The sequence below is a fragment of the Dyadobacter luteus genome, from assembly GCF_003383615.1.
Classification (GTDB): Bacteria; Bacteroidota; Bacteroidia; order Cytophagales; family Spirosomataceae; genus Dyadobacter; species Dyadobacter luteus.
In genome coordinates this window covers 49,334-61,397 of sequence record NZ_QNUL01000034.1, presented here as the reverse complement: position 1 = coordinate 61,397, position 12,064 = coordinate 49,334, and the positions used below count along the sequence as shown (strand labels likewise).

Annotated in this window: 12 protein-coding genes and 1 tRNA gene; 5 read left to right on the top strand and 8 right to left on the bottom strand. The window is 42.7% G+C overall.

The annotated features are described in order from the left end of the window. Positions 1 to 1,242: transposase (locus DSL64_RS25935; RefSeq protein ID WP_115833872.1), on the top strand; the 1,242-nt coding region annotated here is incomplete at its 5' end. Positions 1,243 to 1,885: 643 nt separating this feature from the next. Here DSL64_RS25935 and DSL64_RS25930 read toward each other — a convergent pair. The 6 genes from DSL64_RS25930 to DSL64_RS25905 all read right to left on the bottom strand — a co-directional run bounded on the left by DSL64_RS25930 (position 1,886) and on the right by DSL64_RS25905 (position 5,033). After that, a tRNA-Ala gene (locus DSL64_RS25930) sits at positions 1,886 to 1,959 on the bottom strand. Positions 1,960 to 2,113: 154 nt separating this feature from the next. Beyond that, positions 2,114 to 2,293 (bottom strand): hypothetical protein, encoded by a 180-nt coding sequence (locus DSL64_RS25925; RefSeq protein WP_115833871.1) that lies wholly within the window; start codon positions 2,291 to 2,293, stop codon positions 2,114 to 2,116. Between the two features lie 60 nt (positions 2,294 to 2,353). Further along, positions 2,354 to 2,896, bottom strand: coding sequence for a 3'-5' exonuclease (locus DSL64_RS25920; RefSeq protein WP_115833875.1), 543 nt, complete (start codon positions 2,894 to 2,896; stop codon positions 2,354 to 2,356). Positions 2,897 to 3,031: 135 nt separating this feature from the next. Further along, entirely contained in the window at positions 3,032 to 4,060 is a 1,029-nt protein-coding gene (locus tag DSL64_RS25915; protein ID WP_115833870.1) for an energy transducer TonB, read from the bottom strand. 38 nt (positions 4,061 to 4,098) lie between these two features. Next, positions 4,099 to 4,452, bottom strand: coding sequence for a PadR family transcriptional regulator (locus DSL64_RS25910; protein ID WP_115833869.1), 354 nt, complete (start codon positions 4,450 to 4,452; stop codon positions 4,099 to 4,101). Between the two features lie 110 nt (positions 4,453 to 4,562). Further along, positions 4,563 to 5,033 (bottom strand): Lrp/AsnC ligand binding domain-containing protein, encoded by a 471-nt coding sequence (locus tag DSL64_RS25905; RefSeq protein ID WP_115833868.1) that lies wholly within the window; start codon positions 5,031 to 5,033, stop codon positions 4,563 to 4,565. Positions 5,034 to 5,734: 701 nt separating this feature from the next. On the opposite strand from DSL64_RS25905, the gene lepA reads away from it, so the two are divergent. The 4 genes from lepA to hslV all read left to right on the top strand — a co-directional run bounded on the left by lepA (position 5,735) and on the right by hslV (position 10,565). Further along, complete coding sequence (gene lepA, locus DSL64_RS25900; protein ID WP_115833867.1) at positions 5,735 to 7,522, top strand: translation elongation factor 4; 1,788 nt, start codon at positions 5,735 to 5,737, stop codon at positions 7,520 to 7,522. A 206-nt stretch (positions 7,523 to 7,728) separates the two neighbouring features. Further along, positions 7,729 to 9,375, top strand: a complete 1,647-nt coding sequence (locus DSL64_RS25895) for a pyruvate dehydrogenase complex dihydrolipoamide acetyltransferase (RefSeq protein WP_115833866.1) — start codon at positions 7,729 to 7,731, stop codon at positions 9,373 to 9,375. Positions 9,376 to 9,501: 126 nt separating this feature from the next. Beyond that, on the top strand, positions 9,502 to 9,996 hold the full coding sequence (locus DSL64_RS25890; RefSeq protein ID WP_115833865.1) for a GNAT family N-acetyltransferase: 495 nt from the start codon (positions 9,502 to 9,504) through the stop codon (positions 9,994 to 9,996). A gap of 29 nt (positions 9,997 to 10,025) precedes the next feature. Then, complete coding sequence (hslV, locus tag DSL64_RS25885) at positions 10,026 to 10,565, top strand: ATP-dependent protease subunit HslV (protein WP_115833864.1); 540 nt, start codon at positions 10,026 to 10,028, stop codon at positions 10,563 to 10,565. A 51-nt stretch (positions 10,566 to 10,616) separates the two neighbouring features. Here hslV and DSL64_RS25880 read toward each other — a convergent pair whose 3' ends face one another. Together DSL64_RS25880 and DSL64_RS25875 are read right to left on the bottom strand one after the other, a co-directional pair. Continuing rightward, a complete protein-coding gene (locus DSL64_RS25880) occupies positions 10,617 to 11,027 on the bottom strand; it encodes a GNAT family N-acetyltransferase (RefSeq protein ID WP_199539505.1) in 411 nt (136 codons plus the stop codon). 6 nt (positions 11,028 to 11,033) lie between these two features. After that, positions 11,034 to 12,056: a hypothetical protein gene (locus tag DSL64_RS25875; RefSeq protein WP_115833862.1), complete on the bottom strand. Its 1,023-nt coding sequence runs from the start codon at positions 12,054 to 12,056 to the stop codon at positions 11,034 to 11,036. Between the last annotated feature and the right edge of the window lie 8 nt (positions 12,057 to 12,064).

The following is a 12,064-nucleotide window of genomic DNA, read 5'->3' as shown; positions in this document are numbered from 1 at the left end:
CGAAACACGGGCTGCTGTCCAACCCTGTTAAACAGCTATCTCAAATTTGCACTTTTCCCAACAATTTCAAAGATATGCGCTTACGACCGCGCGGCGGACCGCCCCAAATTACTTCTGGCTCTGATCTTTTATGGCTACTCAACGGGCATTTTTAGTTCAAGGAAAATAGAGTCTGCAACCTATGACTCAGTGGCTTTCCGTTTTATAGCCGGCAATCAACACCCTGACCACGATACTATTGCAGGTTTCCGTAAGCGATTTCTAGGCGAAATAAAGGGCTGGTTTAAGGAAATATTGCTTATTGGCAAGGAGTTAGGCTTGGTTAAATTGGGAAACGTTTATTTGGACGGCACTAAAATACAGGCAAATGCCAGCAAGCACAGGGCGATGAGTTATGAATATATGAAGCGGCTGGAAGAGCAGTTAGAATCTGAAATAAGTAAACTCCTTGCAATTGCATCCAGTACGGATGAAAACGAGAAACCTGAAAAAATGGACGTTCCTGCCGAGCTGAAGCGGCGTGAGGATCGTTTAGAGAAAATAAAGCAAGCTAAGGCAGCAGTCGAAGCCCGGGCTACCGAACGCTACAAGCAAGAAAAAGAAGAATATGACAAGAAGATAAAAGCACGCAGCGAAAAAGAAGAAAAAACAGGGAAGAAATCTGCGGGAAAAGTCCCGAAAGAGCCAGAGAATAAACCAAATCAGACCGATCAATACAATTTCACTGATCCGGAATCTCGCATTATGAAGACTAATGCAGGATTCAATCAATGCTATAATGCTCAGGCTGCTGTTAATGAAGATATGATTATTGTTGGGGCTTACAGCAATGAACATGGCAACGATAAATCCGAATTTTTACCGGGGTTAGCGGCAGTACCGACAGAATTAGGTGTAATAAAAGTTGCTGTGGCCGATACTGGCTACTTTAGCGAAAACAACGTATCAAATGCACCAGAAGGTATCGTAACTGTTATAGCTACATCCAGACAACATCATAATAGCTATCTTGAGGCTATTTTAGAGAATAGAGCGAAAAAGAAAAAGATTGATTCAAAGGATATTCAACAGCCGCAAGAAAACTTGATGGTAATTGACCAAATGAGGGAGCGCTTGAAAATTCCTCAATATAAAGCCATTTACAAAAAGCGAAAGCAAACCGTTGAACCCGTTTTCGGCATCATCAAAAGTGTTTTAAGATTCAGGCAATTTTCTTTAAGAGGACTATTCAAAACAGACTGAGAATGGAGCTTGGTATGCTTAGCTTACAATATAAAACGCATGTTTAAGATGTCAAGGACTTCACATAAAAGTTATTAAAGTATGACAACCCACGGCAAATAAAGTCTTAAACAGGAAATCCAAAAATTAAAGACAATAAGAAAGCTAAGAGCGACACACTCCTAGGAAATACTAACGCTGGGGAATCCTTTTATCTTGTCAGGGTCTTCAATATTGGAAGCAAGCCAAAACCATATTATCTTAAAGTTGGAAGCCAGCTTCTCGAATAATTTCCTTTAGCTTATGCAGATACGAATAAACTTTATGTTTCTTGGCTATACGATCCATCGAACATTGTCAGTGTCATGATATTTGCCAAATATTAGTCTAAGCATACAATATTCCATAAATGGGAAGCTTACATACGTAAAGTCCAACGAGCCACCTAATGATTATAGGTTAAAATCGGTCAATTATGAAAAGCGAAATTTTGAATTTAACTAGGTAATTCCGTTTCTACACGAATTAATGAGCAGTATACTCGGGAAACAAAATAATGATAGATTGTGATCACCATAATCTAATGAACTGAAAAACAAGAGGAAAATGTTCGACCAAATAAAAAAGCCACTTACAAAAATCTTGCAAGTGACTGATAATCAAGTGGAGAATATCGGATTCGAACCGATGACCTCTTGCATGCCATGCAAGCGCTCTAGCCAACTGAGCTAATCCCCCTCGTTTTGGGAATGCAAAGATGATACGCAGAATTGTGATTACCTAACGATTGTACGAAATTTTCGAGGTTTCTTTTCAGGCAGAGATCGGGCTATAAAAAAGTGGGGCAGAAAGCTCATCGCCCTGCCCCACTGTCTATATGATAATGGTATTGCTAACTTCGGTTTCCACCTCCAAACACCCGCGACAACGCCCATATAACGATTGCAATCACTGCAACCACGAGGATCACGCCGGTCCACATACCTCCTTTGAAAATACCACCGACAATTTCGCAGCTTGTTAGCCCTATAGCCACAAAAAAGATAAACATATATGTGAGGAATGCCTTCATAGTATAAGAACGATTAAGTTAATGATACATCAACTATTAAAATAATCGTTCCTACAAAGGTTATACGTTATCCATAAGCAGTGCCGATGGATCGAAGGGGATTAGTCCCTGCAGATCGTTCTTCATCAACATCTCAAAAAGCAGTACTGTCGCAGCTGCATCTCCATGGGCTCTGTGCCTGTTTTCCAGCGATATAGCCAAACTTTCACAGATGTTTCCCAGACTGTATGATTTGTATCCCGGAAAAATCTTGCGGCTCAACTGTACCGTACACAGCAAATCCCGTTGAAAATATTCCTCAAGTGCAGCAAATTCCCTTTTGATGAATCCGTAATCGAACTTCGCATTGTGTGCAACAAACCACGCATCCTTGGTAATGGTCCGTACCGAATCCTGAATTTCATAAAAGGTTGGAGAATCCTTCACCATTTCATTGTCTATGCCGGTAAGACGGGTGATGAACGGCGGGATGTACATTTCCGGATTAACAAGTGAATGAAATACATCCACCACCTGCTGTCCGTTGTGACGGAAAACAGCAATTTCAGTAATACGCGCATCGGCTCCTCCTCCTGTTGTCTCTATATCAACAATGGCGTACATTAATTCTGGTTTATTGTCATAGGTAAAAACGTTCCTTTTGATGGTTTTCAAAGTGCAAAAAAACAAAAAATTCCCCGCTATTGCGAGGAATTTTTAAAATAACTATTCAACACATCATCCAGATCACCTTCTTAATCAATTCATTTTAAACACGATAGGCAAAGTAAACCGAACTCTCACCGGCGTTCCGGCTTGTTTTCCAGGTTTCCAGTCGGGCATCAGTTTCACAACCCTTTCAGCCTCCTCGTCACAGCCAAAACCGATCCCTTTAATGGTTTTTACATTTTCGATCTTCCCGTCGTTGCCTACAGTAAATTCCAGAAACACTCTTCCTTCCACACCAGCCTGCACAGCCTGTGAGGGATATCTCAGGTGTTTTTGAAGAAATGATCCCATCGCAGCATTTCCTCCCATGAATTCCGGTCTCTGATCCACTAAAAGATATTCCTTCTCTTTTTCCGGTGCTACTTCAGCAGCCACACCATTCGGTGCAGTCACGGCAGGTGCAGGCGCAGTAATGATATTTACATCCACCAAACCATCCTGCGTAATACCTCCTGGCTGTGCAGCTTCCAGCTCTTCCACTACCGGAGGATTATATTCCACATCCACCTGGTTATCAGGCACCACAGTCAAACTCACACTTTTTACCGTCTTTTCTACCGGTTTTGCTTCTTCTTCTTTGATAGGCTCGGGCAAAGGCGCTTTGTCGGGACGGATGTCTACATTTTCAAACTCGACCTCAAACCCGATATCTCCCGGCTTTTTATCCGGTACCAGCGTTGCGTACAGGTTCGGAAGGAGCACCATTAATAAAAAGAGGGTCACTCCCAGCAATACCGACTTCTGCATGGTTTGCCCGTAGCTTTTGCGTAACGTGTACGCCCCATACTGTTTGTTTCGGTTCTCGAAAACGATGTCGTCTAATGATTTTTCCATGGCTAACAGAGTTTTATGATCAACACTTAAATGGTGAAGTGTTTGAAGATCGGCCGAATCCAAAATCTTTTCATAGGCCTGTTCAAATGAACTTCCATCCCAAAGTCTTTCTTCTGCTTCACAGGCAAGATGATCCAGTATCTCGGAATACAATTCCGGATCCAGCTTACTTCCCTGCAGATATTTAGCTAACTGCTCGATTCGATTTTCTTGGAGGCGTTTCATCGGATCTTCTGTTTTAAGTATGTGCCATGGATTAACCTCTATTCAGTAGCAAGTCCTCTCGGTGCAAGCAACAACCGGACTGCATCCAGGAAACGTTCAAGATCATTCGTCTTGTTCCTCGCCGCTTCGTTACCAGGCTGGGTAAGCGAATAATACTTCCTCAGTCGCCCGTCTACCTCTACTGATTCAGTAACCAGCAAACCTTCCTGTTCCAGCTTATGAAGCACGGGATAGAGTGCACCAAATGTAAGTGCAATAGCCCCTCCTGTACGATCCTTCACTTCCTGCGTAATTTCATAGCCATACATACGATCATGTTCAGCCAGCAAATTCAGTACGATTGTTTTCAGCGTACCTCTTACATATTCGTTACTCGTTGCACTATTCTCCATAATTCGCGTTTGTCATGTACAAATATATATAAGTTTTTTATATATACAATACAAAGGTAAAATTTTTGTCACAAAGTGTCAATGCTATTTTCGGAGTTCTTCAAACAATCCTAATTCTCTGCTAACGGAATAGAGCGGTTGATTCTCTCTTCCAGGGAAATAAACGTTTCTGTACGCTGTATACCGTTTACTTTCTGGATTTTATCATGCAGAATTTCACGCAGGTGATTGGTATCGCGGCAAACGATTTTGATGAAGATGCTGTATATACCTGTTGTATAATGTATGTTGACCACCTCAGGAATTCCTTCCAGTTCCGTAGCTACCTGCTCATAAAGCGAACTTTTTTCCAGATATATACCGAGAAAGGCACTGATATCCCAACCCAGTTTGGCAGGATCGATAATCAGCTGAGACCCTTTCACAATACCCATTTGTTCCAGCTTTTTCATTCTCACGTGCACCGTCCCCCCTGAGACAAATACACGTTTCCCGATCTCGGTATACGGTAAAGCTGCATTTTCTATCAACAAGGACAGAATGCGCAGGTCCGTACTATCAATATCTGAATATTTATTCATTTTTTTCTGAAATGTTAGACGTTTCGCAATTTTTAAACCCAATTTATACCAAAATGATAAATTTTACGAAATTTTTATGAAAATATTTTATAATTAAATCCATACCGGTTAGTTTTGTATTGTCAAGTGAGAGTTCGGATATTCAGAGACACGAACAAATCTGACTGACACCTATCACATTGTAGGGTGATGAAATTGGCAGCCATGCCCTCCTGTCTCGGGGGTGGTGATCAAGGAATAAACGCGGTATAATGCCGACGCAAGTCGACTGGGGTGGACCACCAATTCAGTTTTTGTACCGTAGCTAACCTCACCGTGGGTGGTTCGAATCCCCCTCCTACAGCAAAAAAAACTTGACAAGCGAATATTTTCGTAGTAGTTTTATTTGGTTTTTAGTTTGTTGATGAAGTGTAATTTGACACGCGGGTTCATTTTGAAACCTGCGTGTTTTTCTTTTATATACATAACCTCCTCTATAACAGTACTTTAACAAGGATCCATTTATAATGCACCTGGCCCGGCTCAGCTCACTAAAATCCGGAGACTCTATCCTTTCGGCACCGAAAACAGCAAAACAGTTGCATTTTCCTGTAAGTCAGAAAATAAATAAATTCTCCAATCTGTAAAAATCACAGGCAGGCTTGTAATTTTGTGATTCATATTACGATAACCTACAGCAGGTTGTCCGCTTTATTTACTACATGAAGAAAATCCGGAATTTTTGTATCATCGCCCATATCGATCATGGGAAAAGTACCTTGGCCGACAGGCTACTGGAATTTACCAAAACGGTAACCCAGCGTGAAATGCAGGCTCAGCTTTTGGATAACATGGATCTCGAACGCGAACGCGGGATTACGATCAAAAGCCACGCTATTCAAATGACCTACCTGTATCAGGGAGAAGAATATATACTGAACCTGATTGACACTCCGGGCCACGTCGATTTCTCTTATGAGGTTTCCCGTTCGATTGCGGCTTGCGAAGGTGCACTTCTGCTCGTTGATGCATCGCAGGGAACAGAGGCGCAAACCATCTCCAACCTGTACCTCGCGATCAACCACGACCTGGTGATCATCCCGGTATTGAACAAAGTGGATTTGCCGGGTGCCAGACCTGAAGAAATAAAGGATGAAATGGTGGACCTGCTGGATTGCAATCGTGAAGATATTATTCCTGCCAGCGGCAAGGAAGGTATCGGTATAAAGGAAATCCTGGACGCCATCATTGAAAGAGTTCCTGCACCGAAGGGTGATCCTGAAGCACCACTTCAGGCATTGATCTTCGACTCCGTTTTCAATTCATACAGAGGTATAGAAGTTATTTTCCGTGTAAAAAACGGAAGTATCCGTAAAGGTGACCGTGTGAAGTTCATGGCTACCGGCAAGGAATATATAGCCGACGAAATCGGTACACTGGGTTTATCTCAAATCCCGAAACAAGTAGTGGAATGCGGGGATGTAGGTTACCTCATTTCCGGTATTAAAGTAGCTAAGGAGGTAAAAGTTGGTGACACGTTTACGCATATCAACCGCCCTGCCAGTGAAGCCATCGTTGGATTCTCCGAAGTGAAACCGATGGTATTTGCCGGGATTTACCCTGTAGATACTACAGAGTTTGAAGAGCTTCGTGAGGCCATGGAAAAACTGCAGCTGAATGATGCAGCACTTGTGTGGGAGCCTGAGACATCGGCAGCACTTGGTTTTGGTTTCCGTTGCGGATTCCTGGGCATGCTGCACATGGAGATTGTGCAGGAAAGACTGGAGCGCGAGTTCGACATGACCGTGATCACAACAGTTCCGTCGGTACAGTTCCGTATTACCAATACAAAAGATCAGCTTTTAAATATCAGTGCACCGTCGGAAATGCCGGAGCCGAATCATATTAAGTCGATAGAAGAACCGTTTATCAACGCGCAGATCATCACCAAGTCTGACTACATTGGTCCCATCCTGAACCTTTGTATGGATAAAAGAGGTATTCTTAAAAACCAGGTTTACCTGACATCCGAGCGTGTGGAATTGCAATTTCAAATGCCGCTTGCAGAGGTTGTGTTTGACTTTTTCGACAAACTTAAAACGATTTCTAAGGGATATGCCTCTCTGGATTATGATCTGGCCGGCTATCAGGAATCCGACATGGTGAAGCTTGATGTGATGTTGAATGGCGAAGCAGTTGATGCACTTTCTGCCATTGTTCACAGATCAAAATCTTATGAATGGGGTAAAAAGCTTTGTGAGAAATTGCGTGAGCTTATCCCTCGCCAGATGTTTGAGATCGCGATTCAGGCTGCTATCGGACAGAAGATCATTGCCCGTGAAACAGTAAAAGCCATGCGCAAGGACGTTTTGGCGAAGTGTTATGGTGGTGATATTTCCCGTAAACGTAAGTTGCTTGAAAAGCAGAAAAAAGGGAAGAAGCGTATGAGACAGGTAGGTAACGTAGAAATCCCACAGGAAGCATTTATGGCCGTGTTGAAGATCAACTAGGCATTATATAATCGGAAACGATGTAAGACCCTGCTTTACAAGTAGCTTCTGCATCGTTTTCGAACTTTAATACCATTTTTCAGCTCTCCCGGAAGGTCCGGTTTTCAGAATTAATACTAAAAGCAAGTGCTAAATGAGCCTTTTGTTGTAATTTTGACTGAAATCTTATTTTTAGACTAAGAAACTAAAATACCTTAATAAGCGATATGGCAGAAGTAATCCGTATGCCCAAGATGAGCGACACCATGGAAGAAGGTGTTATCGCAGAATGGCACAAAAAAGTTGGTGATAAAATCAAATCCGGAGAAGTTATAGCGGAAGTCGAAACAGACAAAGCTACAATGGATCTTGAATCTTATTATGACGGTACGCTTCTATACATAGGTGTACAAAAAGGTGATGCTGTACCCATTGACGGGGTTATGGCTGTTGTTGGAGAAGAAGGAGAAGACTATAAATCATTATTGGAAGGCGGAAGTGATAACGGAAGCAGCAAAGAAGAAGCGCCTGCAAAACAGGAAGCTGCACCTGCTGTTGAAACTGCCACTCCTGACAAGCCAGCAGTAAGACCTGCTGCATCGACAGAGAAAATTAATGCTGCTGTGGTTCGCATGCCAAAAATGAGCGATACCATGGAAGAAGGAACTTTGGTTTCCTGGCAGAAAAAAGTGGGCGACAAGGTGAAGTCAGGAGATATTCTGGCGGAAGTTGAAACCGACAAAGCTACCATGGAACTGGAAGCATACGAAGACGGAACGCTTCTTTTCGTTGGAATCAAGGAAGGCGAAGCTGTACCTGTAGATGCGATCATCGCTGTAATTGGTGAAGAAGGAGCGAACGTGGAAGGATTGCTTGCCCGCGAAAACGGAGAAGCTCCTGCAGAAACTTCTGCTCAGGAAGCTCCGAAAGCAGAGGCTGCCAAAGAAGAAAAAACGGTTTCTGTTGCTGATTCCGGTGACAGAATTAAAGCTTCTCCTCTTGCAAAACGCCTTGCTGAAGACAAAGGTATCAACCTGAGTGAAGTAGCAGGAAGCGGAGACAATGGTCGTATCGTAAAACGCGATGTGGATGACTTCAAACCTGCTGCAAAAGCTGCTGAAGCACCTGCTAAAGCCGAAGCTGCACCAGCGAAAGCAGAACAGCCACAAGCTGCTGCACCAGCTGCATCAGGCGATTATACCGATACCCCGGTATCACAAATGCGCAAAACGATTGCACGTCGTTTGAGCGACAGCTTGTTCACTGCACCGCATTTCTATGTAACCATGGAAATCGTGATGGACAAAGCAATGGCACTTCGTCCTCAGTTGAACGACGTAAGTCCTGCAAAAATCTCTTTCAACGACATGGTGATCAAAGCTTGCGCGGTTGCCTTGAAACAACATCCTGCCGTTAACTCTGCATGGTTGGGAGACAAAATCAGAAAATACAATTATGTAAATATTGGTGTAGCTGTTGCAGTTGATGAGGGCCTTCTGGTACCTGTTATCCGCGACGCTGACAAGAAAACTTTATCAACCATCTCTGGTGAAGTAAAAGATCTTGCAGGCAAAGCCAAAGACAAAAAACTACAGCCTAAGGATTGGGAAGGCAACACTTTCTCTATTTCTAACCTGGGTATGTTTGGTGTAGATGAGTTCACAGCGATCATCAACCCACCGGATTCATGCATCCTTGCTATTGGTGGAATCAAGAAAGTAGCTGCTTTCAAAGAAGATGGTACTGTATACCCAACCAATATCATGAAAGTGACACTTTCAGCTGATCACCGTGTAGTAGACGGAGCACTTGCAGCTCAGTTCCTGAACACAGTGAAAAAACTGTTGGAAGAGCCGATGAGCATGTTGGTTTAAGGACAAATTGATGGTTGACGTCTCGTCACCCCGATAATAAAATGTACAAAGTGTCAGGTTTTACGACCTGGCACTTTTGTTTTAAATAGCATTCTGATTTGCTACCACAGTATTGTCGTAAATAATATGATTGAAATAATCCCGTTTAAAAATGAATTTCAGGATCAGCTCGTTAAGCTTATTCTGGATATTCAGCAGTTGGAGTTTAACGTCCCCATTACAGCAGCCGATCAGCCTGACCTTTTCACCATTGACGATTTTTATCGTAAAAGTGGCGGAGAATTCTGGGTAGCTGTTGCTGACGGCAAGGTCGTTGGCAGTATCGCGCTTATACGTATAGGTAACCAGGCAGGTGTGATCAGGAAAATGTTTGTGGCAAAGGATTTTCGTGGCAAGGAATCTGGTATTGGCCAGCGGCTGTTTGACCATATGCTTGCTTATTGCACCGAAAACCACATTGCCAATTTGTATCTGGGAACTGTGAGTCAATTGGCTGCTGCCCTTCGTTTCTATGAAAGAAACGGTTTTATTACCATCAGTAAAGACAATCTGCCGGCAGACTTCCCACTGATGCAGGTGGACAATGTTTTCTGCAAACTGACAATACAAAATCAGGTCTGAATTTTAAAGATATAATCAAGTACTTATTCATGGAAAAAATACACGCAACCACCGTCCTTGGGGTTCTTCATAATGGCACTGTTTCTCTTGGTGCCGACGGACAAGCTACGATGGGAACTACAGTCGCTAAAGGGAATGTAAAGAAGATCAGAGTATTGATGGGCGGGAAAATCCTGGCAGGTTTCGCCGGATCGACCGCCGATGCCTTCACCCTCATAGAGCGTTTTGAAGAAAAATTGAATGCTTACGGAGGTAATATGAAACGCGCTGCTATAGAACTGGCCAAAGATTGGCGCACCGATCGTTACCTGAGAAAACTGGAAGCGATGATGATTACTGCCAGCAAAGATGAAATCCTGATCATTTCCGGAACCGGTGATGTACTGGAGCCTGAAAACGGAATTGCAGCGATCGGGTCCGGCGGCAACTTCGCTCAATCAGCGGCGCAGGCACTCAAAAAACATGCAACGCATTTGTCAGCAGAAGAAATGGTACGCGAAAGCCTTACCGTAGCGGCAGATCTCTGCATTTATACTAATCATAATTTCATGATTGAAGAAGTGAAGTAAAAAGCAACTGCCCTGTAAAACGAAAAAATTCGCGATTACAGGGCAGCTTCATTACAAGCTCATCGACATTTTATAATACTCAATATCCTTTTTAAAAAACGGTTCTCCGAACTTTTCAAATCCATGTTTTTTATAGAAATTGGACGCAGTGCTTCTCGCATCACACCACAATTCTTTGTAGCCTTTATCACGTGCATCATTGATAACAAACCTCAGTAGCTGCGATCCCAAACCTTTATTCTGCCAGGCATGTAATGTTGCAAACTTCCTGAAACGCAGCCGGTCTTCATCTGCAAACAATGAAATGATAGAAACAAGGTTTGCCTCATAAAATAGCCCGAAGTGTACTCCTGATTCGTCTTCAGCTACTTTCACAAATTCCAGCGGCTGATCGGGCCAAAGCACCTGATGCCTAATTTCCAGTATCTCTGCTACTTCTACTTTTTTAATTTCGATATTCATTATATTTTACTTTCTAAGCACAAGGCGAACAGCGGTTTTCATCTTCTGCCCTAACCTTTGCTTTTTATTACCCAACCTGCCCCTTACATTTCTGTATCCGGATAACACGGCATAACCCGAATTGAGCGCAGCATCCATATTATAGTTGTCTTGAAGATATTTGAGGGCATTTGCCTCACTCAAATTGTAATTATCTTGTTTCGAATATGCCCATATACCCTGTCCGATCGGATTAAACATGGAATGTGTAGCATAGTCTTCCAGCACATAGTGTTTAAACTTATTTCCCTGATTAACCATCTGATGAAACCAGCCAGTCCCAAGGTCAGCTGTGAAACCCCAATTTCCTCCAAAACAAACATTACTACCTTTTGGCAAAGTAGTGTCTCTATAGGTAGAAAGCCTGATCATACACGCATATTCATTAAGCCTGCACTCAGGCATTGGATGGATTCGACCAGTTTTCAACACTTCTATATCCTTCTCCTTTCTTGGAGTATTGTATTTTTCATGCAATGCAATCGCCTCTTCCTGTTCCGGAATATATTCATCAAATTTCGAGCCGTGGCACAACTTGGCCGAAAATGCCGGGCAAGACCAGCACTGTCCGATGGAGCCTGTACCAGCCATCTTTTCATCATGAGCAAAATCAGGAAGCATAGCTCCAATCATATCGTGATGAAACACCATGTCATTATGCATGATAAACAAAAAATCCTGGCTGGCATTTTCCAAAGCATACTGATATGGAATCTGATAACGATAACTGCTGTCTACCTTAGTTTTGTTGTAATCAAGATATCCTAATTCGTAAAAAGTTTTGGGATAGTACAGGTCAATTTCGATATGTGGTTTGATAGCCTGAATGACTTTATATACATCACCAAACTTGTCAAAAGGTTGCTTTTTCTCAACCGTGATATACAGCTTATTAATGTGCTGCCGGCTGTATTTAAAAAGCGTTAGAATAGAAATAATGGTCTGATACGGCTTACCGTAATAGATGACGCATACATCAACTTTGTTCATTACTAATT